This window comes from Mesorhizobium sp. P2_H9 (assembly GCF_056403215.1).
Genome location: NZ_JBFUFX010000002.1, coordinates 150,559 through 176,076, shown reverse-complemented (window position 1 = coordinate 176,076; position 25,518 = coordinate 150,559). Strand labels below are relative to the sequence as shown.

26 protein-coding genes are annotated in these 25,518 nt (G+C 62.7%); 10 read left to right on the top strand and 16 right to left on the bottom strand.

Annotated features, from left to right (window positions below):
• The first annotated feature begins 5 nt into the window (after window positions 1–5).
• On the top strand, window positions 6–251 hold the full coding sequence (locus AC1DXN_RS03900) for a MoaD/ThiS family protein (RefSeq protein WP_477245881.1): 246 nt from the start codon (window positions 6–8) through the stop codon (window positions 249–251).
• Window positions 252–597: 346 nt separating this feature from the next.
• On the opposite strand, the gene AC1DXN_RS03895 is transcribed toward AC1DXN_RS03900, so the two are convergent.
• From AC1DXN_RS03895 to AC1DXN_RS03880, 4 genes are all read right to left on the bottom strand, one after another.
• The gene (locus tag AC1DXN_RS03895; protein WP_477273098.1) at window positions 598–1,584 is read right to left on the bottom strand and encodes an aldo/keto reductase; all 987 of its coding nucleotides are present in this window, start codon (window positions 1,582–1,584) and stop codon (window positions 598–600) included.
• A 582-nt stretch (window positions 1,585–2,166) separates the two neighbouring features.
• A complete protein-coding gene (locus AC1DXN_RS03890; protein WP_477273099.1) occupies window positions 2,167–3,360 on the bottom strand; it encodes an IS91 family transposase in 1,194 nt (397 codons plus the stop codon).
• 4 nt (window positions 3,361–3,364) lie between these two features.
• The gene (locus AC1DXN_RS03885; RefSeq protein ID WP_477273101.1) at window positions 3,365–4,270 is read right to left on the bottom strand and encodes a tyrosine-type recombinase/integrase; all 906 of its coding nucleotides are present in this window, start codon (window positions 4,268–4,270) and stop codon (window positions 3,365–3,367) included.
• A 217-nt stretch (window positions 4,271–4,487) separates the two neighbouring features.
• Window positions 4,488–4,916: a DOPA 4,5-dioxygenase family protein gene (locus AC1DXN_RS03880; RefSeq protein ID WP_477273103.1), complete on the bottom strand. Its 429-nt coding sequence runs from the start codon at window positions 4,914–4,916 to the stop codon at window positions 4,488–4,490.
• Between the two features lie 184 nt (window positions 4,917–5,100).
• Here AC1DXN_RS03880 and AC1DXN_RS03875 point away from each other — a divergent pair, with 184 nt between their 5' ends.
• The 4 genes from AC1DXN_RS03875 to AC1DXN_RS03860 all read left to right on the top strand — a co-directional run bounded on the left by AC1DXN_RS03875 (window position 5,101) and on the right by AC1DXN_RS03860 (window position 7,149).
• Window positions 5,101–5,673 (top strand): rod-binding protein, encoded by a 573-nt coding sequence (locus tag AC1DXN_RS03875; protein WP_477273105.1) that lies wholly within the window; start codon window positions 5,101–5,103, stop codon window positions 5,671–5,673.
• Window positions 5,674–5,685: 12 nt separating this feature from the next.
• Window positions 5,686–6,105: a hypothetical protein gene (locus tag AC1DXN_RS03870; protein WP_477248370.1), complete on the top strand. Its 420-nt coding sequence runs from the start codon at window positions 5,686–5,688 to the stop codon at window positions 6,103–6,105.
• Between the two features lie 34 nt (window positions 6,106–6,139).
• Complete coding sequence (locus AC1DXN_RS03865; RefSeq protein WP_477273107.1) at window positions 6,140–6,661, top strand: hypothetical protein; 522 nt, start codon at window positions 6,140–6,142, stop codon at window positions 6,659–6,661.
• 203 nt (window positions 6,662–6,864) lie between these two features.
• Window positions 6,865–7,149 carry an SCP2 sterol-binding domain-containing protein gene (locus AC1DXN_RS03860; protein WP_477248373.1) on the top strand — a complete coding sequence of 95 codons (285 nt, stop codon included), beginning with the start codon at window positions 6,865–6,867 and terminating at the stop codon, window positions 7,147–7,149.
• A gap of 69 nt (window positions 7,150–7,218) precedes the next feature.
• Here AC1DXN_RS03860 and AC1DXN_RS03855 read toward each other — a convergent pair whose 3' ends face one another.
• Window positions 7,219–7,887: a GNAT family N-acetyltransferase gene (locus tag AC1DXN_RS03855; RefSeq protein WP_477273109.1), complete on the bottom strand. Its 669-nt coding sequence runs from the start codon at window positions 7,885–7,887 to the stop codon at window positions 7,219–7,221.
• 159 nt (window positions 7,888–8,046) lie between these two features.
• Window positions 8,047–9,180, bottom strand: coding sequence for an ornithine/lysine decarboxylase (gene odc2, locus AC1DXN_RS03850; RefSeq protein ID WP_477273110.1), 1,134 nt, complete (start codon window positions 9,178–9,180; stop codon window positions 8,047–8,049).
• A gap of 540 nt (window positions 9,181–9,720) precedes the next feature.
• On the opposite strand from odc2, the gene AC1DXN_RS03845 reads away from it, so the two are divergent.
• Both AC1DXN_RS03845 and AC1DXN_RS03840 read left to right on the top strand, forming a co-directional pair.
• A complete protein-coding gene (locus tag AC1DXN_RS03845) occupies window positions 9,721–10,920 on the top strand; it encodes an amidase (protein WP_477273112.1) in 1,200 nt (399 codons plus the stop codon).
• A 2-nt stretch (window positions 10,921–10,922) separates the two neighbouring features.
• Window positions 10,923–11,822, top strand: coding sequence for a LysR family transcriptional regulator (locus tag AC1DXN_RS03840; RefSeq protein WP_477273114.1), 900 nt, complete (start codon window positions 10,923–10,925; stop codon window positions 11,820–11,822).
• Between the two features lie 99 nt (window positions 11,823–11,921).
• Here AC1DXN_RS03840 and AC1DXN_RS03835 read toward each other — a convergent pair whose 3' ends face one another.
• Both AC1DXN_RS03835 and AC1DXN_RS03830 read right to left on the bottom strand, forming a co-directional pair.
• The gene (locus AC1DXN_RS03835) at window positions 11,922–13,121 is read right to left on the bottom strand and encodes a ComEC/Rec2 family competence protein (protein WP_477273116.1); all 1,200 of its coding nucleotides are present in this window, start codon (window positions 13,119–13,121) and stop codon (window positions 11,922–11,924) included.
• Window positions 13,122–13,149: 28 nt separating this feature from the next.
• Entirely contained in the window at window positions 13,150–15,321 is a 2,172-nt protein-coding gene (locus AC1DXN_RS03830; protein WP_477273118.1) for a S8 family peptidase, read from the bottom strand.
• Window positions 15,322–15,860: 539 nt separating this feature from the next.
• Between AC1DXN_RS03830 and AC1DXN_RS03825 the strand changes: the two genes are divergently transcribed.
• Together AC1DXN_RS03825 and AC1DXN_RS03820 are read left to right on the top strand one after the other, a co-directional pair.
• Window positions 15,861–16,529, top strand: a complete 669-nt coding sequence (locus AC1DXN_RS03825; RefSeq protein ID WP_477273120.1) for a DUF1007 family protein — start codon at window positions 15,861–15,863, stop codon at window positions 16,527–16,529.
• A gap of 4 nt (window positions 16,530–16,533) precedes the next feature.
• The gene (locus AC1DXN_RS03820) at window positions 16,534–17,706 is read left to right on the top strand and encodes a nickel/cobalt transporter (RefSeq protein ID WP_477273121.1); all 1,173 of its coding nucleotides are present in this window, start codon (window positions 16,534–16,536) and stop codon (window positions 17,704–17,706) included.
• Here the strand turns inward: AC1DXN_RS03820 and denD are convergent.
• The 4 genes from denD to AC1DXN_RS03800 form a co-directional block, all read right to left on the bottom strand.
• Entirely contained in the window at window positions 17,703–18,677 is a 975-nt protein-coding gene (gene denD, locus AC1DXN_RS03815; RefSeq protein WP_477273123.1) for a D-erythronate dehydrogenase, read from the bottom strand. The two genes, AC1DXN_RS03820 and denD, sit on opposite strands and share 4 nt — an antisense overlap.
• Window positions 18,678–18,679: 2 nt before the next feature.
• The gene (locus AC1DXN_RS03810; RefSeq protein ID WP_477273124.1) at window positions 18,680–18,886 is read right to left on the bottom strand and encodes a hypothetical protein; all 207 of its coding nucleotides are present in this window, start codon (window positions 18,884–18,886) and stop codon (window positions 18,680–18,682) included.
• 60 nt (window positions 18,887–18,946) lie between these two features.
• Window positions 18,947–19,921, bottom strand: coding sequence for a cation diffusion facilitator family transporter (locus tag AC1DXN_RS03805; RefSeq protein WP_477273125.1), 975 nt, complete (start codon window positions 19,919–19,921; stop codon window positions 18,947–18,949).
• Window positions 19,922–20,035: 114 nt separating this feature from the next.
• Complete coding sequence (locus tag AC1DXN_RS03800; RefSeq protein ID WP_477273127.1) at window positions 20,036–20,722, bottom strand: GNAT family N-acetyltransferase; 687 nt, start codon at window positions 20,720–20,722, stop codon at window positions 20,036–20,038.
• A gap of 83 nt (window positions 20,723–20,805) precedes the next feature.
• Here AC1DXN_RS03800 and AC1DXN_RS03795 point away from each other — a divergent pair, with 83 nt between their 5' ends.
• Window positions 20,806–21,990: a pyridoxal phosphate-dependent aminotransferase gene (locus AC1DXN_RS03795; protein WP_477273129.1), complete on the top strand. Its 1,185-nt coding sequence runs from the start codon at window positions 20,806–20,808 to the stop codon at window positions 21,988–21,990.
• Window positions 21,991–22,003: 13 nt separating this feature from the next.
• On the opposite strand, the gene AC1DXN_RS03790 is transcribed toward AC1DXN_RS03795, so the two are convergent.
• The 4 genes from AC1DXN_RS03790 to AC1DXN_RS03775 all read right to left on the bottom strand — a co-directional run bounded on the left by AC1DXN_RS03790 (window position 22,004) and on the right by AC1DXN_RS03775 (window position 25,351).
• Window positions 22,004–22,675 (bottom strand): methyltransferase family protein, encoded by a 672-nt coding sequence (locus tag AC1DXN_RS03790; protein WP_477273131.1) that lies wholly within the window; start codon window positions 22,673–22,675, stop codon window positions 22,004–22,006.
• On the bottom strand, window positions 22,672–23,490 hold the full coding sequence (locus AC1DXN_RS03785) for a sterol desaturase family protein (protein WP_477273403.1): 819 nt from the start codon (window positions 23,488–23,490) through the stop codon (window positions 22,672–22,674). Before AC1DXN_RS03785 ends, AC1DXN_RS03790 begins: the two co-directional genes overlap by 4 nt.
• A gap of 113 nt (window positions 23,491–23,603) precedes the next feature.
• Window positions 23,604–24,365 (bottom strand): SDR family oxidoreductase, encoded by a 762-nt coding sequence (locus AC1DXN_RS03780; RefSeq protein WP_477273133.1) that lies wholly within the window; start codon window positions 24,363–24,365, stop codon window positions 23,604–23,606.
• A 236-nt stretch (window positions 24,366–24,601) separates the two neighbouring features.
• Complete coding sequence (locus AC1DXN_RS03775; RefSeq protein ID WP_477273135.1) at window positions 24,602–25,351, bottom strand: tellurite resistance TerB family protein; 750 nt, start codon at window positions 25,349–25,351, stop codon at window positions 24,602–24,604.
• Between the last annotated feature and the right edge of the window lie 167 nt (window positions 25,352–25,518).

Genomic DNA, 25,518 nt, shown 5'->3' with positions numbered 1-25,518 from the left:
AGCGAATGGTCGAAGTCACGCTCTGGGGCGCGCTCGGCCAACTCGCCGGCGGCAAGAGCAAGGTCGAGGTCGAGGCCAAGGACATAAGGGAACTGTTCAGGAAACTGGCTGAGCAGTATCCCGGCCTCGAGCCCTTGATCGAGAAGGGCATCGCCGTGGCGATCGACGGGACGATCTATCGCGATACCTGGTCGAAGAAGCTGCCGCCGGGGGCGGAGATTTTTCTGCTGCCGAGGTTGGCTGGGGGGTGAGGCTGGGAGCTGCCACCGCCATCGCCTGGCATCAAGGTCTCGAACGTCTTGGATTGGGCCGGGAACAGTCGGTCCTCTTGTGGTGCAGGGAAGAACGATAGCGGACGTTCACCCTCCAAGGTCCGATGTCGTTAGTTGCCCCAAACCGGTCGTTACTTACTTTGCGGGATACTGCGATGCGAGTCGCCAAAACGGGCCTTCGCTGCGACCCTATTGGATCCTCGGCCCGAGCAATTTGGAACTCCGCATCAGAAGGTCATAACCTTCCGAGAATGCGAGGGGCCAGGCCGTCTCTGCAATCTTCCAGCATGGTTGCTGTGTAGGTACAGCAGTCAACTTCCACAGCCTACCAGGCATAGGCCCCCGGCGCTTCGCCCCCGGGGCCTGGCCAAATCTTGTCCAGCCTCGCCAGCGTTTCATTCGAGAGGTTCAGCGAGGGTGCCTTCAAGTTCTCGCGGAGCTGCACCACCGCCCGGGGGCCGCTGATCACCGCGCTGACAATCGGATTGTGGAGCAACCACGCGAGGGCAACGAGGGCAGGCGCTTCGCCCAGCTCATCGCAGAGCGCTTCATAGGCTTCCAATTGCGGGCGCAGTTCGGCGACCCGCGTTTGAAGCGGCGTCGATGAGCCGTGCCCCTGGGCTGACCCGCGCAGCACGCCGCCGAGCAACCCACCGCCGATCGGTCCATACGGGATGAGGCCCACTCCGTAGTGACGCAGCGCCGGGATGACCTCTAGCTCAATGGTGCGCTGCGCGAGGTTGTAGAGGCTCTGCTCGGAAGCCAGTCCCAGCAGATTGCGCGACGCGGCCGTGCATTGGGCGGTGGCGATGTCCCAGCCGGCGAAGTTGCTGCTGCCCACGTAGGTGATCTTGCCCTCGTTGATCAGCTGCTCCATCGCCTGCCAGATTTCCTCCCACGGCGTGGCCCGGTCGACGTGATGCATCTGGTAGAGATCGATGTGATCGGTCTTCAGCCGCAACAAGCTGGCTTCGCAGGCGCGTCGGATGTGATAGGCAGACAAGCGGCGATCGTTGGGACCAGTATCCATCGGCTGGTATACCTTCGTCGCCAGCACAATCCGGTTGCGCCGGCCGCCCTGCGCGAGCCAACGGCCGACGATCTCCTCGGAGATGCCATAGCCCTTCGCCATTTCGGGCGATTGCGGGCCGCCATAAACATCCGCTGTGTCGAAGAGATTGATGCCGGCGTCGAGAGCTTCGTCCATGATCGTGACACTGTCCGACTCATCGATCTGCCAGCCGAATTCCATCGTGCCGAGGGCCATTCGGCTGACCTTGATGCCGGTCCGGCCTAGATGAGTGTAATTCATGGCAAACACCTTAGATTTGTTTCAGGATAGCGACTTCTGCCCCCGTGGTTTCCGATGCATCCATGCCATCCGCAACCTGGCGGAATACTCCAGCTAGAACCGCCCATCTTGTACCGCAACTCGCAGTTACAGCGAAGCTCCGCTTTCTAAGTGCCTAATTCTAGCGCGATGCAGCTAGGTGGGCTCTCCGCCCTTGCACTCCCGGCGCAAAGCCGGCTGCGGCCTCTGCAGTAGCGATGTCCGCTTTTGGTGAATGGACTGGACCGTATGAATGACCGCCATGCTGAAGGGTTTCGGGTGCCGTSAGGCGTACGAAAGYCTCTCATGCAGGAACCCGCGGGCCGCAGACGATTGCCTATGGGGATTTGTGCCTCGGGGTGTGCCGGGGCCTGTCGCGAACTTCCGCATAGGATGCGGTGGGCATGTCGCGGAAGCGGCTTCCGGGCCGGGTCGCAGAGGCTGTAGCGTTGATTCCGACGGGATTGGTGTGCGTGACGACCGGCGCCACGGCAACGTGCACATAACATCCCGTTGACCGGCGCCGGCGTAGCGCGGTCGTACGAGCAACTTGGCCATGCCGGGTCATGGGGCGTTCTCCCGGTTCGGCGCTCTTGAGGCGGGCGGTGCACGAGGCTGGCACCACCGTTCGAACCTCTCGATGACGACCATGCGTCCGCCGCAGCAAGGGCAAGGCCGGCGGACGTCAGCCGGTTCTTCCGGGGTGTCGTCATCGGGCGGCGGAGCGACGTTCAGCAGTTCGCGCGCGAGTGCGAGGCTGGCCTCGCGGGCGGAGCTGGCGAGCAGCCCATAGTGACGGATGCGGTGGAACCCACGCGGCAGGACATGGAGCAGGAASCGGCGGATGAACTCGTCGGCGGCAAGCGTCATGGCGCGCTGGCGCTCGACACCATCGCGGTGATAGTCCTTGTAGCGGAAGGTGACTCCAGCCTCGTCGAAGGCGATCAGGCGGCGGTTCGAGATGGCGACCCGGTGAGTGTAGCGCGACAGGTAGGCGAGCACCGCTTGGGGTCCGGCGAAGGGCGGCTTGGCATAGACCACCCAGCGCTTGCCGCGAACAGGCTTCAGATGACGCAGGAAGGCCCAACGGTCGGCCAGGTGCGCCGCCGATCCGAAGAAGGCGAGCCGACCGGCGTCGTGCAGCGCGACCAGCCGGGTCAGGAACAGACGGCGGAACAGCTTGCCCAGTACTCTGACTGGGAGAAGGAAGGCCGGCCGCGACGATATCCAGCGTGACCCGTCCGGCGCGATGCCGCCGCCCGGCACGATCATGTGGACATGGGGATGGTGGGTCATTGCCGAGCCCCATGTGTGGAGCACGGCGGTGATGCCGATGCGCGCGCCGAGGTGCTTGGGATCAGCCGCGATCGTCAGCATCGTCTCCGATGCCGCCTTGAACAGCAGATCGTAGACCAGCGCCTTGTTGTGGAACGCGATGACGGCGACCTCGGCGGGCAGCGTGAACACGACGTGGAAGTAGCCGACTGGCAGCAGGTCGGCTTCGCGCTCGGCGAGCCATGTACGCGCGGCCGCGCCCTGGCACCTGGGACAGTGCCGGTTGCGGCAGCTGTTATAGGCGATCCGCCATTGGCCGCAGTCCGCACAGGCTTCGACATGACCACCCAATGCAGCGGTGCGGCAGTGTTCGATCGCCGGCATGACCTTGAGCTGCTGCAGGCTCAGATGCCTTGCGTGGGCGACCCGGTATCCGGGGCCGGCAGCACGGAAGATATCGGCGACCTCCAGGTCCGCGCGCACCGGTTCAGCCGGGAGGCGTCTTGCCTTCCATCAGCGCCATCAGCCGGTCGAGCGGCCCTGCGACCGCGTGGATCGTCCGGGTCGAGACCTTGGTGTAGAGCGCGGTGGTATCGAGCTTGCTGTGCCCGAGCAGCACCTGGATGACGCGGATGTCGACATCCTGCTCCAGCAGGTGGGTGGCGAAGCTGTGACGCAGCGTGTGCGGACTGACGCGCTTGCGGATGCCGGCGACTTCGGCTGCTTCCTGGACCGCGCGATGCAGTTGCCGCGACGAGATCGGCGCCGTGCAGCCGCGCCCCGGGAACAGCCAGCCATGCGGGAGCATCACCCCGCGCCGCTTGCCTTCGCGCCACCACAGCCGCAGCAGTTCCAGAAGTTGCGGCGAGAGCATGGCGTTGCGGTCCCTGCGTCCCTTGCCCTGTTCAACGCGGATCAGCATGCGTGTCGAGTCGATGTCGTCGACCTTGAGATGCGCGACCTCGGACACGCGCAGACCAGCGCCATAGGCGACACCGAGCGCGGCCTTGTACTTGATGCCTGGCGCCGCCTCGAGCAGCCGCGCCGCTTCCTCAACGCTCAGCACCTCGGGCAGCTTGCGCGCATATCGCGTGATCACCAGCGCGCGTGCCAGATCGCGCCGCCTCAGCGTCACCGTGAACAGGAATCGCAGCGCCGAGACCGCGCCGTTGATCGTCGCAGGGCCCATGCCGTTCTCATGCTGGCACAGTTGGAAGCGTCGGATGTCCTCGGTCGTCGCGGTGTCGGGAGCGCGACCAAGGAACGCGGCGAAGCGCCGGACATGACGAACGTAGTCCTGCTGCGTATGCGGTCCCAGGCCCCGCATCAGCATGTCCTGCTGCATGCGCTGGCGAAGCGGTGTGATCGGAGCATCGGTCGACAAGGTAGCCATGGCAAGTTCCTCTCGTTGAAGGGAACTCCATGGTCGGATCGCGGGCTCTACCCGCTCAAGGCCTATGAATACGCGTCATGTCAGAACCAGGCGACCTTCCCGCGAAGCGGGTTCGTGCATGAGGCGCAAAGCAGCCGGTCATGCACGCCTGAGCTAAACTGCAGGCGAACGCGGTTTCCGAGGCCCAGCCCCGCATGGCCGAAACGCGGCCTCGCCCCTACGCCCCCAGCGTCGGCTCCGTATTCACCTCCAGCGCCTCTTCCGCCTCATCCTCCTCGCCAAGCACCTCGCCATGCACCCCCAGCGGGCGGCCGATCCAGATGGGGTCGACCAGATGGTCGCGCTTGGGGTTGGTGGTGTTGGGGTGGATGAGGATGCTCAGGCCGCCATGGTTCAGCATCAGCCACGGAACGAGCGAGGCGAAAATCTCGTTGGCGAAGGAGACCTGGTACATGGCCTGCTCATGCGGGCCGACCGGCTCGTCGCGCCAATTGCCGAGGCGCACGCGGAAACGTTCGCCGATGCGAAGACGCAGCCATTCGGCGTGCTGTCGCTCGGCCGTTCCGCCATAGTAGATATGGGCGTGATAGCTGGCGATCTCCGCCAGCGGCCTTGGCGAGCTTGGGCTGGCGGTGTCTGTGTTCACCTCGATGGCTCCCTCGATGATTGTCGTGCAGGCAGCCTATACGCGCGACAAATGCCTGTCACTTGGACTCGGGAATCGGCTCGACTATCCACCTTCACTCCGCCTCCCCTCTCCCTCGCAAGCCTGCCACAAGCTTGTTGGGGCATGGTCTGGCCACGGAAAACCGGCAAAAGGCGGAACTTTCTTGGCGATTTCTCCACCCAGCGACATCGTTATGGACGTTGCCCGCGCCGTCGACCCCGCCGACATCGAGGCGGCCCGCGCGGCGTTGACCAAGCGGGCGGGCGGCGTGGCCGGGACCTTTTCGGTCGACACCGCCGCGTCGGTCGATGCCGGCTCGATCCTGTCACGCGCCACGGCTGACAAGGCGGCCGCGAACACCGACCCGGCCAAAAAGTTCAAGAAGTTCGAGGCAATGGTGCTGCAGACCTTCATCCAGAACATGCTGCCCAAGGACACCGAAGGCGTCTATGGCAAGGGCCTGGCCGGCGACATGTGGAAATCGCAGCTTGCCGAAAGGCTGGCCGACGTCATGGCCGATCGCGGCGGCATCGGCATCGCCAAGTCGATGCTGGCCGACCACTACAAGGACGGCAAGCGCACGGTGCCGGTCGGGCCGGTTTCGGGCGGGCCGGAGAAGACCGAGATCGACCAGCAGACGCGGCTATCCACCTCGCTGGTTCAGGAACTGCAACGCAAGGTCGCGCGGTCGATGACCGGCGACGAGACGACCATCAAAACCGACATCAAAATCTAGACCAGGATTGTCATGGCCGATTATTCGGAATTCTCTTCCAACCTGCCGGCGCGCACGACCGAAGCGCCGATCCCGTTCGCACGGCCGGGCAATCTCGCCGCCATCATCGGCCGCATCGAGGAAGCGGTCGAGGAAGAGACGGCAGGTATCCGCAGCGACACCAGTTATGACCTCAAGGCATCGAACGCCCGCAAGAGCCGCTATCTCTATGAATTGACCCGCGCCATGAAGGGCGGCAGCGAAGCCGAATTCCTCGAGCAGCATCGCGAGGGCCTGACGCGGCTGCGCCAGAAGCTGGCGAAGAACGAGGCGGCGATCCTGGCGCACCTCAACGCCGTCAACGAGGTCGCCAATCTGCTGAAGAACGCCATCCAGCGCGCCGAAGCCGACGGCACCTATTCGGCCGGCGAATTCGGCTGGGCACGAGCATGAAAAGAACCGGCCCGGGCAGAACGGGGACTCCCCGGTGATCAAATTCATCGCCGCCGCGATCTGGATCTGCGCCGCAACGCTCGGCGCGGTGTTCTATTCGTTCCAGGCGGCCGGCGAGGCCGGCGTCGGCCAGACACCGAAGCCGATGCTGGGCGGTCTCGACTATGTCAAGACCGACATGATCTCGGTGCCGCTGATCCGCGATTCCAAGATCGACGGCTATTTCCTGACCAAGCTCGTCTACACGGTCGAACCCGCCGAGATTAAGAAGCTGTCGATACCGGCCGAAGCGCTGATGACCGATCAGGTCTATTCCTATCTCTATTCCAACCCGCAGATCGACTTCACCAAGAAGGAGACGATCGACCTTGACGCCTTCCGCGCCGCCATCCGCGACACCATCAACGCCAGAGTCGGCGCCGAGCTGGTGCATGAAGTGCTAATCGACCAGGTCAACTTCCTGACCAAGGACGAGATCCGCGACAACGCCATGCGCCGCCGCAAGGAGCCGGCCACAGCGGAGGCGGAAACGCCCAAGCCCGCCGCCGAACATTGACCTGCCGACAGGCGAATTGACCCTGCGCAAGGCTTTGCCAAATCATCGAGCCGGCAAAGGCTGATGGCTTGCTCCATCCGTCATCGGAAAAATGACGCAGGCAACTGCGTTGACGTAAACGTCAACCCGAAGCTATATGCGCCAGCGATCATGATCGCGAAGTGCCAATGCGCATCAAAAGCAACGAGACGAGGAGAACAGCCATGAGCGTTCAGGAGATTGCCGACAGGATGAGGTCGCGCGTGGCAAGCGCCGGGTTCGAGCATTCGGTCAAGTTCGATACCGGCAGCGACGGCGTCATCGTCATCGACGGCGCAACCGTCTCGAACACCGATGCACCGACCGACTGCACCGTAAAGCTTTCGCTCGACGATCTGGATTCGCTGATCGCCGGCGACCTCAACCCGACCATGGCGTTCATGTCCGGCAAGATAAAGGTCGAAGGCGACATGACGGTCGCCATGGCGCTGAGCCAGCTGCTCGGCTGATCCCTAGGGATAACAGCAAAACGCCGCCTGAAACCTCATAAGGTCGGGCGGCGTTTCGTTTTCGGCCGATCAGGCGGCCAGCGACAGTCTCTGCGCCTTCAGCTTGCGCCCCGCCGCTTTCAGCGTGCCCCGTGCGCCATCGAGCGCGCCGTCGGCCAGTTCCAGCGCCAGCAAGCGGTGCCGTTCGTAAGGTCCGGGCATGGCGAGCGAGCCGGTCTTTGCCGCCGAGAAGCCGAACCGCCCATAGTAAGGCGCATCGCCGACCAGCAGGATCGCCGCGTGGCCGAGGCGCGCGACTTCAGTCACCGCATGACGCATCAGCGCCGAGCCGATGCCTGCGTCCTTCAGCGCCGGATCGACGGCGAGCGGGCCAAGCAGAAGCGCTGCCGCACCGCCCTCGCCCAGCCGCACATCCCACAGCCGCACGGTGCCGATAACCGCGCCCGCCGCATCGCGTGCGACAAAGGCCAGACCTTCTGAGGGACGGCGGCCGCGCCGCAGCTTTTCCGACGATTTCTTGCGCCGCATCGGGCCCATGGCGTGATCGAGCAACGCCTCGCGCGCCGCAATGTCGGCCGCGGTTTCGGCGGTGATGACAATGGCGCAGGCAATCTCCCCCCTCGAGGGGGAGATGTCGCCAAAGGCGACAGAGGGGGTCGGCACGACCTGACGCGACACCCTGCCGTCGACAGAGGGCGACGGCGCTTCACGCGCGGCGTCTGACCGCTTCGCGGCCATCTCCCCCTCGAGGGGGGAGATTCCGAGCGCCGCGCCGTCAACGATAGAATTTGCAATGTCCATTTCCGCGATCCTTCACGAGCGGAGACTGTTCCACAGGCGAGCCCGGATGGGCGACAGTCGCCCACCTGGGATGATCTGACCGGCTCTATCGAGCCGTCAGATCACGTAGGATCGGAGAGGCTCGAAGCCGTTGAAGGCGACCGAGGCGTAGGTCGTCGTGTAGGCGCCGGTGCCCTCGATCAGCACCTCGTCGCCGATGGTCAGCGACAGGGGCAGCGGGTACGGCGTCTTCTCGTACATCACGTCGGCCGAATCGCAGGTCGGGCCGGCGAGCACGCAGGGTGCGGTCTCGGTGCCGTCGTGGGCGGTGACGATCGGGTAGCGGATCGCCTCGTCCATCGTTTCCGCGAGACCGCCGAACTTGCCGATGTCGAGGAACACCCAGCGCACATTGTCGTTGGCGGCCTTCTTCGAGATCAGCACGACTTCCGACTTGATGACGCCGGCATTGCCGACCATGCCGCGACCCGGCTCGATGATGGTCTCCGGAAGCGCATTGCCGAAATGCTTGCGCAGCGCCGAGAAGATCGCCTGGCCGTAGGCCTGTGCCACCGGCACGTCCTTGAGGTAACGGGTGGGGAAGCCGCCGCCCATATTGACCATCTTCAAGACGATGCCTTCGTCGGCCAGCGTCGCAAACACCTTCTTGGCGTCGCCGAGCGCGCGGTCCCAGGCCGTCAGGTCGGTCTGCTGCGAGCCGACATGGAACGACACGCCATAGGCGTCGAGGCCGAGCCCCTTGGCATGGCGCAGCACGTCGACGGCCATGGCCGGCACGCAGCCGAACTTGCGCGACAGCGGCCATTCGGCGCCCTCGCCATCGGTCAGCACGCGGCAGAACACGCGCGCGCCAGGAGCGACGCGGGCGATCTTGTCGACCTCTTCGACGCAGTCGACCGCAAACAGCCGAATGCCGAGCTGATAGGCGCGTGCGATGTCACGCTCCTTCTTGATGGTGTTGCCGAAGGAGATGCGGTCCGCCGGCGCGCCAGCGTCCATCGCCATCTCGACTTCGGCAACGGAAGCGGTGTCGAAGGACGAGCCCATCGCAGCAAGCAGGCGCAGGATCTCCGGCGCCGGATTTGCTTTCACCGCATAGTAGATCTTGGAATCGGGAAGCGCCTTCTCGAAGGCGCGGAAATTGTCGCGCACGACATCGAGGTCGACGACGAGGCAAGGGCCGCTCGGACGTCGGGTGGCGAGGAAGTCAAGGATGCGCTGGGTAGCCATCGGGGTCTCTCCATCAGCGCCTTGCGGCGCGCAATAAGGCTGCGTAACGCGGGCGGTCAGCCTCGCGAACACGCGGTGGACAAAGGCGGGACGGAAATCCATGGAACCAGCCGGTGGAGACCCCGGAACCATGAAGCGCCGTCTCGCGGCGGTGAACCTTGGCCTTGCCCGGCCTCGGTTCGCTTTGTCTGCCTTGGCTTGGATGGGAGACCCGTCCGCACTGCCGGCAATGAAGGTGTGCCTCTTCAGTAACCCCGGTCTTTGGACAACCGGCAGAACACCAGAAAGGCCCGCACCGTCGTTGCTTCAAGGTGTCCTCGGTCTTGCGGTTGGCCGCTAAACCGACTGGAGGGGTTGGCTCCAGTTACCTTACCGATATCCCTCACCATTTGAGGATCGGCGGACACCCACAGGCACGTGCGACTTTGGGCAAGCGCGATATAGGGTCGAAAGATTTCACAATCAATAAAAATCGTATCCCAGGTTGTAAAATTTCGGGCATCGAACAATGCTGCGGCAACCGTATCCGGATAGCGAACGATGACAGGAACGCACGGCCCGCTCAACGCCTTTCTCGACCTGCGCCGGATGCCGGTGGCGAATGCGGAACTAGGCCCGCTTGCGGGGCTGAGGCTCGCCGTCAAGGACATCTATGACGTTGCCGGCTACCGCACCGGCTGCGGCAATCCGAGCAAGTCCGTCGAAGGCCACGCCGCCTCCGGTACCGCCGCGGCCGTGCAGATGATCCTCGACGCCGGCGCACGATTCGTCGGCAAGACGCAGACCGACGAGCTTGCCTTCTCGCTGATGGGCCAGAACGCGCATTTTCCTTTTCCGGTGAACCCGGCAGCGCCTGATCGCGTTACCGGCGGTTCCTCGTCCGGATCGGCGGCAGCGGTCGCCGGCGGGCTTGCCGATATCGCCGTCGGCTCCGACACAGGCGGCTCGATCCGCGCGCCGGCGAGCTTTTGCGGGCTGATCGGACTGCGCACCACGCATGGCCGCATTTCGCTCGAGGGCGCCATGAAGCTGGCGCCAAGCTTCGACACATTCGGTTGGTTCGCGGACGACATCGAGACCTACGAGACGGTCGGCAAGCTGCTGCTCGGGCGCGATCCGCACCAGCAGCCGCTCAACCGTCCGCTTTCGATTGGCAGGCTGGACGCTTTCGTGGCCGGTCCCGCCGAGGCCGCCGAATATGCCAGGATGAAGGCCTTGGCCGCCACCGTCATCGGCAAGCCGACGCCGGTGGAATACTCGTTCGCGTCCTTCCCCGACGAGCTCTACTGGTGCTTCCGCCGGCTGCAGGCCTTCGAGGCCTGGCGCGAGCATGGCGACTGGATCGCCGGCGGCAACCGCCAGCTCGGGCCCGGCGTCGAGGAACGCTTCGGCTTCGGCCGGGCGGTCGACATCAAGACGGCGCAGGCCGAGGCGGCGCGCCGGCTGACCTTCCGCGCCGAGCTCGACCGCTTGCTTGGCAACTACGGGTTTCTGGTCATGCCGACGGTTCCAGGCCCGGCGCCACTCGTCAGGAGCACACCGGAACAATTGCAAGCGTACCGCGAAAAGGCTCTGCATCTCTTGTGTCTTTCCGGCCTGTCGGGCTTCCCGCAGATCACGCTGCCGCTCGGCCAGGTCGATGGCGCACCCTTCGGCCTTTCGCTGCTCGGCCCTTCCGGCAGCGACGTCGCCCTGATACGGCTCGGCCGTAGGATTCTCGACGCCGCACGAAAGGCCTGACCATGGACACACTGACCCGCATGCGCGCCTTCATCGACGTGGTCGAGGCCGAAGGCTTTTCGGCAGCGGCACGCAAGATCGGTCGCTCCAAGGCGCTGCTGTCGAAATATGTGCGCGAACTGGAGGATGAGCTCGGCGCGCTGCTCTTGAACCGCACCACAAGGCAGTTCTCGATGACCGAAGCCGGCCACACCTATTTTCGCCGCGCCTCCGAGATTGTGCGCGAGGTCGACAGCCTCGCCGATGCGGTGCGCGAATCCTCCGGCGACGTGCGCGGCCGAATCAAGCTCTCGGCGCCGCGCACTTTTGCCGACGCGCCGATCGGCCAGTCGCTGATCGACTTCGCCAAGCAGCATCCCGACATTGTGCTCGACATCCATCTCGACGACCGCTTCGTCGATCTGGTCGAGGAGGGTTTCGATCTCGCAGTGCGCATCTCGCGGCTGGAAAACTCCTCGCTGATCGCCAGGCGCCTGGCGCCGTTTTCGGTGCGCCTGTGCGCATCTCCCGAACTGATTGCCAAGCACGGCATGCCGTTGCGGCCGCAGGACCTTGCCCGTGTGCCTTGCATCGTCGACACCAATGGCCGCTCGCTGACCAACTGGCCGTTCAAGGGCGACAATGGCGATGCGGTGAGCGTTTCGGTGTCAGGTCCGATCGAGGTCAACAGTCCGATGGCGGCAAGAGCCGCCGCCGTGTCGGGGCTGGGCTTCACCATATTGCCGGATTTCATCGCCGCGCCCGATATCGCAAACGGCCAGCTGGTGACTGTGATGGACGACCGCATCCTGTCGGGCAGCGGCATTTTCGCTGTCTACCCGCACCGCCGTTATCTGCCGGCGAAGGTTCGCGTTTTCGTCGATTTCCTGGTGCAGTGGTTCAAGACGCGCGAGGGCGCCTGAGGCGTGGTGTTCGTTGAGCCTGTGAGGGTCTGACGCCCGGTAGCCCGGCGCCGGTGAAAGCGCGTCACATGGCCTTTTCAACGCGACGCACTTTAAGCCTCAGAGTGATATTTCCACCGAGAGGTTGGCGGAGTCTCGTGAGTTGACTTTCCATGGCCCCGGATACGCCGCTCGCAAAGCCGGTATCATGTCTTTCAGGGTTTGAACCGTCGCGCCACCGCGATCGAGTTTGTACGGGCTAGCCCAAACTATATCAGCATTGGTGAAATGGAGTGTGATGTCTCGCTCCGCGTGCAGACTGAGCAAGCCTTCCAGCAAAGGTGGGTCTGGATTGTCGTTGTGGCCATCGGCAGAGAAGACATAGTGCGAGGCACTGAAGAATGACAGGAACTCCCTGGAGCTATTTACCTTGCTGCCATGATGCGGCATCTTGAGGATGTCGATCTTCCTGCGGCCATCCGGGAGGCCAAGCTGCTTCCAGGCCGAGACGATATCGTCTCCAAGTCCGTCGCCGGTGAGCAACAGGCTTTTTCCGGCGATATCCACCAAAACGACGATCGAGGACAGATTTGGCACGGACGTGTCCCGCTTGGTGCTGAACAGCTCTTGCAACGCTGCCTCGCGGGCAGGTTTTGCGGGTTTCTTCAAAGCTTTCAGCCAATCCTTTCGCAGCTTGTCCAGCCGCTTCTGCACTGGCCCGATAACGGTCACTGATGCGCCGTCGATTGCGAAGACATTCTGCCCCGGGACAACAGAGATCAATCCGTTGACCGGTGCATTGCCGCGCAAATTCAGCGTCTGCAGATTTGCCGCCAGCTTGTTGCCCTGTGGTACGCTCAGCGCAACGGCCGCGCCGTCTTCATCAAGTACCCCTGCAGCCACAAATCCCGCGGCAGGATTCGCCAGCTCGAGCGCAACCGCTCCGCTCGAGGCTGGAGCTCCGGCTGGGGCCGCACCGACAAGATCATCGAACGAATTGAACCAGAAACGCCTGAATTTCACATCGCCTGGTGACGGCAGCGCTGCAACGAGCTCGGCAGTGAGCCGTTCAATGCCGTTAATATGATCGTCATCGATGTGACTCACCATGCCGAGATCGAAGACGAACGGCACCGTCGCATCGATCTGCTTTAGCCGTGGCAGCAGGACGTCACTCCATACTGAGAGTGGCTTGCCGTTGACCTTGTTGCTCTTTGGTCCGCCGTCGATAAGCCAGCGACGTTCGCCTCCTTGGGCGTCCTTGTAGCGCAGGATCAGGCAGTCGCCATAAAGTGCATTGAGTGCTTCCAGAACAACCATGGTCCGCTCCTCATGAAAATCGTGGGGCCTAAACGGACTGAAGGGCACGCAGGACGTCGACGAGACCGGCTCCCTGGAAATCGCGCTCGCGGCCCAGGTCGGTCGCCGTGCGCATAAGGATGTCCTTGATCATCGCCGGTTGGCCAATCAGTTCAGGATTGCGCGCCATCAGCAGGGCAGCGGCGCCGCTGACATGCGGCGCCGCCATCGATGTACCATCCATGCGCTCCGTCTTGCCTCCTGGCACCGTCGAGGTGATTTTTTCACCCGGTGCAACGAGGTCGGGCTTGCGACGGCCATCGCCTGTCGGGCCGCGGCTTGAGAAATAGCTCACCCCATAGGCATGCGGATCACGACGATGCGTTGAGCCTACTGTGATCACTGCATCGGCATTGCCGGGATCAGTGATGCTGATAGATCGGTAGCCGGTGCCTGTACTCATCTGCCTGGCCTCACTATCGAAGCCGGTATTTCCAGCGGCCACGACAACCACAGTGCCGTCGCCAACGAGATGGTTGCAGGCCTCACAGATAGGAGTCCGGCCACAGGCGTAGCTGTCGACGTAGTGCCGCAGTGCGAGCGACAGATTGACGCCGTGGATCACTGGGTAGTCACGATTCCGGTTCAGCCATCTGACAAACTCGATGGCGCTGAGGATGGTGAACTCATCGCTGTGCCCCTCATCGTCGAACACTCTCAGATCGTAGAGCATCATCCCGGGACACATCCCCAACAGCGGCGTCCTGATATCTTCCGGAGCGCGTAGGTCACCGGCAAGGATTCCTGCGACATGGGTACCATGGCCATGCTGCGGCACCTTGTAGCCATCGGCGTTGTCGTGGCGCATTTCGATCAGCGGCTCCACGATCGCCCAGTCCAGGTCGCGGGCAAGCTCGCCGCGGGTGTGAAGATGCTCGATGTTCGTGGCGAATGCTTTGTTGCTGACGATCGCCTTTACGTCGGGTGGGACATCTGCTGCGTCGACGCCAACATTCGCGGCGTGCTGAATTGGCCTTAGCCGCGTGAAGTCATAAGTTTTGGAAACGCGCGACTTCAACAGCCGTTCCTGCATTTCCGATGGTCCGTATCCGGCCTCGTTTGTAGGAAAATTGGCGTCGGCAACTCGACGCTGCTGTAGCACGGCTTCAACCGCCTGCGCCGATTTCTCGTCCGCGCCCCAATCCAAAAACCCCGGATGACTGGCGTCAATCCCGCCGTCGATTACTGCAAAGGCCAACGCACGGGTCGAAATGTCGAATACGCGCTGAGCAGCGTCAGCTTTCACCGTACGGCGCGAATCCACTAGCATCGGTTGGGCAGGCCGATTGAGGTTGACGGCATACACATGTGGATCCCGCAGAGCCTTGCGCAGCCTCCGCTCCGGCGTGTCCGCAGCCGCTGCCTCGGTAGGCCGTTTGTCGAAATCCACATCGCGAAACGCGTCGGCATACCCGCTCAACACTCCCGAGAAGGCACGTTCGAATGGTGTAACGAGTTCCAGAAGGTCAACGCCGGTCGGTTCGTCCGTCCTGTCGACCACCTTTGCCGGCCATCCCGGTATATCCCGTTGTTCGGTTTCGTCAGCTGGGTCGCGGCGAGACAGGACGGCAAATTTCCGAACCACAGCAATAAGTCTTCGGGCCTCTTCGAGGTTCGCCTCCCCAAAAACCTCGACAAACCCCCCAATTGCAGCCAATCGGAAATATTGAATAGCACCATTCTGTGACTTACTCAGGATTTGGGACAACTTGTCATCGGTGTTCTTCATATCCGAGTAGGACGTGTACTTCGTTTCCGTTGTCCAGAATCGATCCTCGAGTTTCTGCCACCAATCCGTCATCGGAAGAATGAGTTGAACGATCGCGCCTAGATTCACGTGCGCCACCACGAAGCCAGAGTTCTGCCCAATTCGATCGACATGAGCATCAGCGAGACCCACGGCCCCATCGCGCAGATAGGACGCAATTTCACCGGGGGAGGCGCCGCTCCAAGGTGTGATCAGAACATCGATCTCGTCTTCTGGAAGCTGTTGTTTCTGATGGCGCGCGCGCGCCTTTCGCTCGGCAATACGGATCAGAGCGATCCAAACGTCCGGCGCGATGGGACTGTCTTGAGTGCGCCGGGTATTGCCGAAGGTCTGTGATACGAATCGACGAACCGTCTCATCGTCGAGAGTTGGCCATCGGTTCGAAGCTGGCATTAGCCCACCTCTTCATCTGCCATCTAAGCCTAGCCGCCCGCACGACCGTGTAACGTTTGCACGCTCAGGATTGAATTCTTCAAATTCCGCGCCTCAACAGAATGAAGAAGCCAAAAATGAAAGTCAGGAAATCCCGACAATTCACCCATTGACATCGCCTCGACGGCTACCAGTTGAGACGAAGTCACTTCAGCATAAAAAAATAAAATCTAACCCAAAAGTCAACCGCACATACAACGTCAGCTGAACTTACAATCCCAAGTCGTTTAGAATACGCAGATTTCCTTGGTTGTAAATACAGAATTTAGCTTAGCTCATTGATATAGGTTGTTCGGAAAACGGTTTCTTGTTGCAAATTTCCCCCTCGGCTATTTTGCACCCCGAGCGGACAGCGCGGCCTCGCTCCAAGAGAGGGCAGACGCGGCATACCCACACTTCCGCTCCATTTAACGCAGCCAATGGATAACTCGCGGTCCCAATTTCGCCCCGTTTCTGGTAACTGTCGACAGCCTCTGAAGTCGATGGAATCGCGACCGGGAATGCACCTGAAACGGCAAGCAATGATGATGGCTTCGGCCATGGCGGCGACCTTTGCCACGGTCGAACCGGCCGAGGTGCATCCGCACGTCTTCGCCGAGGCGCGTCTCGACGTCATTCTGAGCGAGGATCACCAAAGTGTGAAAGCGCTACGCCATCTCTGGCGCTTCGACGATCTGTTTTCCAGTACAGTGATGATGGAGTTCGACAAGAATTCCGACCTGAAGCTTGACGACAAGGAGCTGAAGGATGTCGCCGACACCGTCCATGCCTCGCTGGCCGAGTTCAACTATTTCCAGCTCGTCACCGTCGACGGCAAGGACGTGGCGATGACGCCACCGCCGCATCTGATGGCCAATTTTGACAACGACCAGCTCATCATCCTGTTCGAATCCGAACCGAAAGAGCCGATCAAGCTCGCCGGCAAGATCGATTTCGGCGTCTACGACCCGACCTTCTACACCGCGATCGATTTCACCGAAGACAGCAACATCACGGTCGAAGGCCTGCCCTCGAATTGCACCAAGAGCGTCATCCGGCCCGACCCGGACGAGGCGATCAAGGAAAACCAGAAGACCCTGACGGAAGCCTTCTTCAACGATCCGACAGGCACCGACATGAGCAAGATCTTTGCCACCAAGCTCGAGCTGAACTGTCCACCAGAAGGATAATCCGGTGACGAAACCGTCCCTGCGTTTGGCACTCGCTCTTTTGGCCGTCACCATCGTGGTGACGCATTTCCTCGGCTCCGCCCATGCCCAGAGCTCGCTCGGCATCGGCACCAATGACGGCATGGCCCCCACCGCCACCGGACCGTTCGCTCACATCCTGATGTGGATCAATCTGCGCCAGCAGGAATTCTACCGTGCGCTGGCAACCGCGATGAAGGCGATGCGCCAGGACGGCAGCAAGCTGTGGCTGCTCATCGGCCTGTCCTTCGCCTACGGCATTTTCCACGCCGCCGGCCCCGGTCACGGCAAGGCGGTGATCTCGTCCTACATGGTGGCCAACGAAGTGGCGCTGCGGCGCGGCATCATGCTGTCCTTCGTCTCCGCACTTTTGCAGGGACTGACCGCGATCGCGGTCATGCTGCTCGCCTACTTCATCCTGCGCGGCACCACTGTCTCGATGACCGACGCGGCATGGTTCCTCGAAATCATGAGCTATGTTTTCGTCACCCTGTTCGGCGCCTGGCTGTTGTGGCGCAAGGCCGGCCCCGCCATCCTGCGCTTGTTCGGCGCCAACCCCGCCTACAGCCTCTCGGCCGCCCATGCCGGCCATTCGCATGCCGGCCACGCGCACTCCGCGCATGCGCATTCGACGCATTCCCACGCGCTCCACGCGCATGACGAACACGACCATTCGTCACACGATCATTCTCACGCGCACGATCACGGCGCGCATGACCACGATCACGGCAATCACCACGACCACGGCCACGCCCATGCGGCGGGCGAGGTCTGCGACACTTGTGGGCATTCGCACGCGCCCGACCCGGCGCTGCTTTCCGGCGACCGCTTCGACTGGCGCACCGCCTGGTCGGCGGTGGCTGCCGTCGGCATCCGCCCCTGCTCCGGCGCGCTGATCGTGCTGAGCTTTGCCTTGCTCAACGGCCTGTGGTTCGGCGGCATCCTGTCGGTGCTGGCGATGTCGCTGGGCACCGCGATCACCGTCTCGGCCCTGGCGACGATTGCGGTGACGGCCAAGAACTGGGCGGTGTATTTCGCCGGCGACGGCCGCATGGGCAACCGCATCCACTCGATCGTTGAGATCGGCGGCGCCGCCTTCGTCTTCCTGTTCGGACTGCTGCTTTTGTCGGCGAGTCTGGCGACCGGTACAGTGCTTTAACTTATCTTGCCGCCCAGCTCGTCCTCGATATGGGCGCGGATGATGTCGTCGAAACTGGTTTCGGCGACAAAGCCAAGCTCCCTTGCGCGCCGCGCCTCGAAGCGCGTCGGCCAGCCCTTGACGATCGCCCAGATCGTCGCGTCGGGCTCCTCGCGGATCAGCTTCACCACCGCGGCGCCGGCAATGCGCTCCAGAGCCTCGATCTGCTCGCCGACGGAGACGGCTACGCCGGGCATCGTCAGGTTGCGGCGTGGCCCGACGGCATTGCCGTCGATCCCCGCGGCATGGATCAGAAAACCCACCGCCGAGCGCGGGCTCGCATGGGTGTGGACCACCGAGCGCGGCACCGGCAGGATCGCCTCCTGGCCGCTCAACGGCTCGCGGATGATGCCGGAGAAGAAGCTGGAAGCCGCCTTGTTGGGTTTGCCTGGCCGTACGCAGATGGTCGGCAGCCTGATGCCGATGCCGTCGAAGAAGCCGCGCCTAGAATAGTCGGCCAGCAGCGCTTCGCTCATCTGCTTTTGCGTGCCATAGGAGGTCAGCGGCGTCGGATGGAATTCGTCCGGGATGACGTCCGGGAACGGCGCGCCGAACACCGCGATGGATGAAGTGAAGACGACACGCGGCGCAAATTGCGCCAGCCGGATCGCATCGAACAGCGCCCTTGTGCCGTCGAGATTGACGCGGTAGCCGAGATCGAAATTGGCTTCCGCTTCGCCCGACACGATGCCGGCGAGGTGGAAGACGATATCGGGACGCGACGCGACCAGGCTTGCCGTAGCACCTGGTGCCGCGAGATCGCCGGTATGGGTGGCAACGGTGACGCCTTCCATCGCCGGCGCCTGCGGCGGCACGATGTCGTGCAGGTCGAGCGCGGTGATCTTGCGGCCGTTGAGCGCTCCGTCCTTAGCCAGCCGGGTGGTGAGTTTGCGGCCGACCATGCCTGCCGCGCCGGTGATCAGAATGCGCATTGTCAAAGACCCTTTTTGCGTTGGCTGCGGGCGCGCAGCCAGAATACGGCGAAGAACGCCACCAGGAAGATGGCCGCGACAACGCCGGCCAGGACGGTGGAGACGCTGCCAACCGCCAGCATCACCGTTGGCAGCCAATAGGCGGCGAGGCCAAACAGCAGCATGATCCACGCCGCCGCGATCAGCGCATTGCGCGTGTCGCGATCCACTACGCGCGCCCGATGCGGCGGGAATTCAGTCTCGTTGCCAATGTCATGGGATTCCCTGCGTCAGTGATAGTGGCCATGATGCGGAGCCGCATCATGATCGTGGTCGTGCTCGTCATGGCCGTCGGCACACTGGCCGAATTCCGGTTCGACGGTGGCATGGCTGATGCCATGCTCGGCCGCAAGCCGCTTCTTGATGGCGCTGACCGCCATATGCGCGTCGACGCCGTCGTTGAGGCAGGCATGCAATGTCGCCATGTTGCTGGAGCCGTCGAGCGACCAGACATGCATATGATGCACCTCGCGCACGCCCTTGACCTTTGCTTCGATATCCTTGGCGATCAGGTCGCGATCGAGGCTGGCCGGCACGCCTTCGAGCAGGACATGGGCGGCCTCGCGCATCAGCGACCAGGCGGTGGACAGGATCAGCAGCGAGACCAGCACCGACAGGATCGGATCGATCGGCGTCCAGCCGGTCACCAGGATGACCACGGCAGCTACAATGGCTGCCGCCGAGCCGAGCAGATCGCCGAGCACATGCAGGATGGCGCCGCGCATGTTCAGGCTGTCGCGATCGCCGCCATGCAGCACGAAGAACGAGCCGATGTTGACCAGCAAGCCGAGGATCGCAACCACCAGCATCGGCCCGCCGAGCACAGGTGCCGGCGTCAGCAGGCGCCCCCAGGCCTCGTAGACGATCCACAGCGCAATGGCGAAGATGGCGATGCCGTTGGTGTAGGCAACCAGCGTCTTGACCCGGCCGAAGCCGTAGGTGAGGCGCACGGTCGCCGGCCGTCCGGCAAGATGGAACGCATACCAGGCAAGGCCGAGCGCGATTGCATCGGCAAGCATGTGGCCGGCGTCCGCCAGCAGCGCCAGCGAGCCCGTAAAGAGGCCGCCAAGCGCTTCCGCGACCATGAAGCCGGCGGTCAGGCACGCGGCGATCAGCACGCGCTTCTTGTCGGTCGAGCCGTGCACATGACCGGCGCCATGGCTGTGGTCGTGCCCTTGCGCACCATGGTCGTGGCTATGCGCCATCATCCAACTCCCGCTAGAGCCTGATCCATCCCGATAAGATCGGGATGGAGGCTCTATCTTCTTGCTTGACCATGATCTTGTCCGAAAAGCGGTTTCCACTTTTCAGGATCATGGTTAGGCGCCGAATTCGGCGCGGAAATCCTCGAGCCGCCGCTTCTGCCCGCCGTCACCATCGAAATTGGCCGGATCGAGCCATGCCTCATAGGCACTGCGCAGCGCTGGCCATTCCTTGTCGATGATCGAATACCACGCCGTATCGCGGTTTTCACCCTTGACCACAAGATGCTGGCGGAAAATGCCCTCGAACTTGAAGCCGAAACGCTCGGCAGCGCGCTTCGACGGCTCGTTGCGGTTGTTGCATTTCCATTCGTAGCGGCGATAGCCGAGGTCGTCGAAGATGTATTTCATGAACAGGAATTGCGCTTCGGTCGCCGCGGGCTTGCGCGAAATCACAGGGCCCCAATAGATGTTGCCGATCTCGATGACGCCATAGGCGGCATCGATGCGCATCAGCGTCTGGCGCCCGGCGACCTTGCCGCTGGCCTTGTCGATCACTGTGAAGAACAGCGGATCCTCGCTGGCTTCCACTCTGTCCAGCCACGGCTGGAAGTCAGCGCGGGTCTGCGGCGGATAGTCGGGCAGCCACGCGAAGCGGCCGCCTATATCGGCCACCGACGACGCCTCGTACAGGCCGTCGCCATGCTTTGCGGCGCTCAACGGCTCAAGCCTGGCATAGCGGCCGTCGATGACCTTGCGTTCGGGACGCGGGCGAGGCTGCCAATTCTTGAGATTTTCCGACACGCAAGACTCCAATCCGTTTGACATTTGCGAGCGGACGCTCACAAAAACGCACGCCTAGGGAAAGAACCACACGGACGGGAAAAATGCTCCACACGATTTCGGCCTTCGACCGTCTCGGCGAGGAAAATGCTTTTGCGGTGCTGGCGCGGGCGACAGCATTGGCGCACCAAGGCCGCGATATCGTCAATCTCGGCATTGGCCAGCCCGACTTCAAGACGCCGCAGCACATTGTCGAAGCGGCGATCAAGGCACTGCGCGACGGCCATCATGGCTATACGCCGGCCAACGGCCTGCTGGCGACGCGCGAGGCGGTGGTGCGGCGCACGCTGACCACCACCGGCATCGAGGTCTCCCCGGAGAACGTGATGATCCTGCCCGGCGGCAAGCCGACCATGTTCGCCGCGATCCTGATGTTCGGCGAACCGGGCGCCGAAATCCTCTATCCCGATCCCGGCTTTCCCATCTACCGGTCGATGATCGAGTTTACCGGTGCGGCGCCTATTCCCGTGCCGATGCGCGAGGCAAATGGCTTTGCCTTTTCGGCCGAGGAAACGCTGGCGCTGATCACGCCAAAAACCAGGCTCCTGATCCTCAACTCGCCGGCCAACCCGACCGGCGGCGTCACGCCCCGCGCCGAGATCGAGAAGCTGGTCAAGGGGCTTGAGGCGCACCGGCATGTCGCCATCCTCTCCGACGAGATCTATGACGTCATGACCTATGATGGCGAGACGCATTGCTCGCTGCTCACCTTTCCGGAAATCCGCGACCGGCTGATCGTGCTCAACGGCTGGTCGAAGACCTGGGCGATGACCGGCTGGCGCATGGGCTGGTCGATCTGGCCGAACGGCGACAAGGGCGCCCATCTCTACGACAAGGTGCGCAAGCTGGCGGTCAATTGCTGGTCCTGCGTCAACGCGCCTAGCCAGTATGCCGGCATCGCGGCGATCGACGGCCCGCAGGATGACGTCGACAAGATGATGCGCGCCTTCGACAACCGCAGGAGGGTCGTGGTCGAGGGGCTGAATGCGCTGCCCGGCGTTTCCTGTATCACGCCGAAGGGCGCCTTCTATGCCTTCCCCAATGTCTCGAAGACCGGCTGGAAAGCAAAAAAACTTGCCTCGGCGCTGCTCGAAGATGCCGGCGTGGCGCTGATCGGCGGCCCCGATTTCGGCATTCTTGGCGAAGGCTACATCAGGCTGTCCTACGCCAACTCCGAAGAGAACATTTTGCGCGCGCTGGAGCGGATCGAAGCGTTCCTGGCGAAGTAGGCGGATATGATCTCTATGCAGCGCGCGCCGAGTAGGGCGTCAGCCGTGGGATGATCATCGGCACGTTGTTGGCGTAGTCATCATATTCGGGGAAGGTCGCGCGTAGAATCCGCTCCTCGTTCAGTATCCGGCGGTATTGCAGCCCGCCCCAGGCGACAAACAGCAGGCACGACCAGATCGACCAGCTCATCAGGACCGAACCCAATGCCGTCACCGCCTCGGCGGCATACAACGGATGCCGGACGAGCGAGTAGGGACCATGAATGACCAGTTGCCGGGCGGCCGCCATGATCGAAAACGAGCGGCCCAGATTGATCGCGCCCCAGATCGACAGAACCGTTCCGACCACCATCAGACTTCCCGCCAGCGCGCGGATGCCGATACCGGGCGTGCCGGTCGGCAGGACGACCAGCAGCATCAGGCAGAAAGTGCCGGCAATCGACGTCAGTCGAGGCTCGACGCCAACCGAAACGCTTTTGGGCGGAAGACGAAGCACGGTCAGGAATACGACGAGCGCCAGGAAAAATAGCCCTGATACACGCGCGGCCAGGACGAACTGCCAAAGCTCGATCTGGTCGCTGTTCTGAACCGTTGTAACGATCGTGTTGACCTGCACGCTGACGAGGAAAAGGAAAATCGCAATGATCAGGGTCTTGCCGATCAGGTCTTCCTGGCTGCGGGTCATTTCGGGATGTCTCCAATTGCATTGGGCAGGCGCTCGTCATTGCGAGCCTTGGGCGACATGAAGGGGTAGGCGAGCTGCTCATGATAAACGGTCGGCACCGGTTCGTTGGTACCGTACTTGGCCGGCATCCGATCCGGCATGTACAGCGTTCCACCCAACGCATCGAGGAACGGCAGCTGGCCGGCAAAATTCTTGTCATAGGCCTGACGCTCATTGGCGTGGTGCCAGTGATGGAATTTCGGTGAGGCGAAAATCCACTTGAACGGGCCGTAATTGATCCGGGTATTCGAATGAATCAACAATGACTGCCATTGGTAGATTGCCACGTATATGGCGATGGCAGCCGGTGAAAAGCCAAGCGCAAATAGCGGCAGGTAAGATGCCGATTTGGTGAGGATCTGGTCGACCGGGTGAACCCGGTGCGCAGCCAGCCAATCCATCTCCTCGATGCTGTGATGCACCGCATGAAACCGCCACAGGAAGGGTACGGCATGAAAGATCCTGTGGGCGAGGTAGAAGCCGGTATCGGCGAGCACGACGACCTCGATGACCTGCAGCCAGATCGGTTGGCTGCGTACAGCCTCGCCGACGCTCTCGGGAACCAGCGTGCCGAGGCCGACCATCACGGTGCCAACCAGCGCAAGCAGGCCTAGCTTTATCAGGATGCCATTGAAGAAGAGGTAGACGGCGTCGTTCAGCCAATGGCGGCGCAAAGTCTGCTGCTCGTGATCGTGAGGCAGCATCCTTTCCAGCGGAATGAAGATGAGGGCGATGACGAGGATCGCCTTCAAATCAATCATATCGCTCAGTTGCATGCCCAATCCTGCCGTTCCGGCGCCACTTCAGGGATTAAGCACGTCCAGTACTACCTCGGGGTTAACATATGTCGAACAGCGAAGATGGGGGTGGTCAGGGCGATCGGGTCAAATCACCCGCGCCCGACGAACGGCATCTTGGTCGCCATCACGGTCATGAAAAGCACATTGGCGTCGAGCGGCAGGCTGGCCATGTGGACGACGGCGTCGGCGACGCGCTGAACATCCATCACCGCTTCGGCGGCGATGCTGCCATTGGCCTGCGGCACGCCGACGGTCATGGCATATGCCATGTCGGTCAGGGCATTGCCGATGTCGATCTGGCCGCAGGCGATGTCAAAGGGCCTGCCGTCCAGCGCCAGCGTCTTGGTGAGGCCCGTGATGGCATGCTTGGTCGCCGTATAGGGCACCGAGCCCGGCCGTGGCGCATAGGCCGATACCGAGCCATTGTTGATGATGCGGCCGCCCATCGGCTTTTGCTTGCGCATGGCGCCGAAGGCAGCACGCGCGCACAGGAACGAGCCAGTGAGATTGACGCCGACGATATCGTTCCACACCTCGACCGGGATCTCGTCGATCGGTGTCGACTTGTAGCTCATGCCGGCATTGTTGAAGAGCAGGTCGACGCGCCCGAAAGCCGCAAGCACCGTCTCGAACAAGTCATCGACCTGATCGGCCTTGCTGATGTCGCAGGCAACCGCCAAGGCCTTGGCTTGCGTTGGCCCGGCTTCCGCGATCGCAGCGTCCAGGACCGGCTTGCGGCGGCCGCAGAACACCGTGTTCCAGCCGGCCTTCAGCAGCGCCGTGGCGACGCTCTTGCCGATACCGGTGCCGGCGCCGGTGACGATGGCGGTTTTCTTGGTGATGGCTGTCATCGCCGTCCTCCCTGATCATGGCTGGAAGAACATGTGGCATCGCAAATGATGAGAGCTATGGCAAGCTGCTCGAAGGGCGCGTGCCCGACAAAAAGGGCGGTCATTGGCGACCGCCCCTGATCTGAATCGGGCTTGGGAGGAGGAAAAGCCGATCCGACTGGCTAGAATCATGCGCTTGCTAGGTTAACGAGACGTTAGCGCGAAACGGTGTCCGACTCCGCACTCTCGTTTGAAGCCTACCAGCGTGGGTTCGGCGCCGTCCCGGCCTTGGCCTTGCCTGAAGCCGGCACCTGTGCCGCCGACACGGTCGCTTCGACATGGTCGACCAGCGCGTCCGGCAGGCCGAGCCGGCCGGCCAGCAGGTCGAGATAGCCGCGTTCGGCACGCGTGTCGGGATCGATGGTGAGGCGCGACGCGGTGTAGAGCTCAAGCTTCTGCGCGTCGGTCTTGGCGCCGGCGACCAGCGTATCGAGGTCGAGCGGGCTCTCCAGCTCCGACATCAGGAACTTCTCCGCTTCCGTGCCGATGCCCGCTAGGCTGAGCTTGCCGGCGATCTTCTGGCGTTCGTCATCGTCGACATGGCCGTCGGCCTTGGCCGCCGAGATCATCGCCCGCACCAGCGTCAGCGTGAACTCATCCTCGCCCTGCGGCGCTTGCGAGGGATGGAAGGCGGTGTCGGCGGGCGGCGGCAGCAGTTCCGGCTCGCCGGCGGCCGGCGCCTGCTCGGGCGCATTGCCGGCCTTGTAGTTCTGGTAGGCCTTGTAGGCGAGGCCGCCGATCGCGGCCAGTCCGCCGAGCTTGATGGCGGTGCCCGTTACCTGGCGTCCGGTGCCGGTCCCAAGCAGCACCGCGGCCAGCGCGCCGGCCGCCAGCGGATTGTCCTTGGCCATCTGCACCGCCTGCCCGGCCTTGTCGCGGACGGTGCCGCTGGTGCCGGGAATTTGCGAGCCGAGCAGATCGTCGAGGAGCTTCTTGGGATCGAACATCAATGCCTCCAGAATTTGCCCAGCCAAACGGGCAGGTTTCGAACGTCAGAGAGGTAGGCCCCGCATATGGACATTACAATGACGGGCGAGCGCTTTGCCAGCAGCGGCGGAAATCGACGTGTCGAAACAGACTTCGGCTTCGGCTAGTGTCACGCTCCCCAACTGGA

What these genes read in the sequence shown, in the direction of transcription:
- AC1DXN_RS03900 (WP_477245881.1), top strand. Translation starts at nt 6, where the DNA reads ATGGTCGAAGTCACGCTCTGGGGCGCGCTCGGCCAACTCGCCGGCGGC.
- AC1DXN_RS03895 (WP_477273098.1), bottom strand. Translation starts at nt 1,584, where the DNA reads ATGAATTACACTCATCTAGGCCGGACCGGCATCAAGGTCAGCCGAATG.
- AC1DXN_RS03885 (WP_477273101.1), bottom strand. Translation starts at nt 4,270, where the DNA reads ATGGCTACCTTGTCGACCGATGCTCCGATCACACCGCTTCGCCAGCGC.
- AC1DXN_RS03870 (WP_477248370.1), top strand. Translation starts at nt 5,686, where the DNA reads ATGGCCGATTATTCGGAATTCTCTTCCAACCTGCCGGCGCGCACGACC.
- AC1DXN_RS03860 (WP_477248373.1), top strand. Translation starts at nt 6,865, where the DNA reads ATGAGCGTTCAGGAGATTGCCGACAGGATGAGGTCGCGCGTGGCAAGC.
- AC1DXN_RS03855 (WP_477273109.1), bottom strand. Translation starts at nt 7,887, where the DNA reads ATGGCCGCGAAGCGGTCAGACGCCGCGCGTGAAGCGCCGTCGCCCTCT.
- odc2 (WP_477273110.1), bottom strand. Translation starts at nt 9,180, where the DNA reads ATGGCTACCCAGCGCATCCTTGACTTCCTCGCCACCCGACGTCCGAGC.
- AC1DXN_RS03845 (WP_477273112.1), top strand. Translation starts at nt 9,721, where the DNA reads ATGACAGGAACGCACGGCCCGCTCAACGCCTTTCTCGACCTGCGCCGG.
- AC1DXN_RS03840 (WP_477273114.1), top strand. Translation starts at nt 10,923, where the DNA reads ATGGACACACTGACCCGCATGCGCGCCTTCATCGACGTGGTCGAGGCC.
- AC1DXN_RS03835 (WP_477273116.1), bottom strand. Translation starts at nt 13,121, where the DNA reads ATGGTTGTTCTGGAAGCACTCAATGCACTTTATGGCGACTGCCTGATC.
- AC1DXN_RS03830 (WP_477273118.1), bottom strand. Translation starts at nt 15,321, where the DNA reads ATGCCAGCTTCGAACCGATGGCCAACTCTCGACGATGAGACGGTTCGT.
- AC1DXN_RS03825 (WP_477273120.1), top strand. Translation starts at nt 15,861, where the DNA reads ATGCACCTGAAACGGCAAGCAATGATGATGGCTTCGGCCATGGCGGCG.
- denD (WP_477273123.1), bottom strand. Translation starts at nt 18,677, where the DNA reads ATGCGCATTCTGATCACCGGCGCGGCAGGCATGGTCGGCCGCAAACTC.
- AC1DXN_RS03805 (WP_477273125.1), bottom strand. Translation starts at nt 19,921, where the DNA reads ATGGCGCATAGCCACGACCATGGTGCGCAAGGGCACGACCACAGCCAT.
- AC1DXN_RS03795 (WP_477273129.1), top strand. Translation starts at nt 20,806, where the DNA reads ATGCTCCACACGATTTCGGCCTTCGACCGTCTCGGCGAGGAAAATGCT.
- AC1DXN_RS03790 (WP_477273131.1), bottom strand. Translation starts at nt 22,675, where the DNA reads ATGACCCGCAGCCAGGAAGACCTGATCGGCAAGACCCTGATCATTGCG.
- AC1DXN_RS03785 (WP_477273403.1), bottom strand. Translation starts at nt 23,490, where the DNA reads ATGCAACTGAGCGATATGATTGATTTGAAGGCGATCCTCGTCATCGCC.
- AC1DXN_RS03780 (WP_477273133.1), bottom strand. Translation starts at nt 24,365, where the DNA reads ATGACAGCCATCACCAAGAAAACCGCCATCGTCACCGGCGCCGGCACC.
- AC1DXN_RS03775 (WP_477273135.1), bottom strand. Translation starts at nt 25,351, where the DNA reads ATGTTCGATCCCAAGAAGCTCCTCGACGATCTGCTCGGCTCGCAAATT.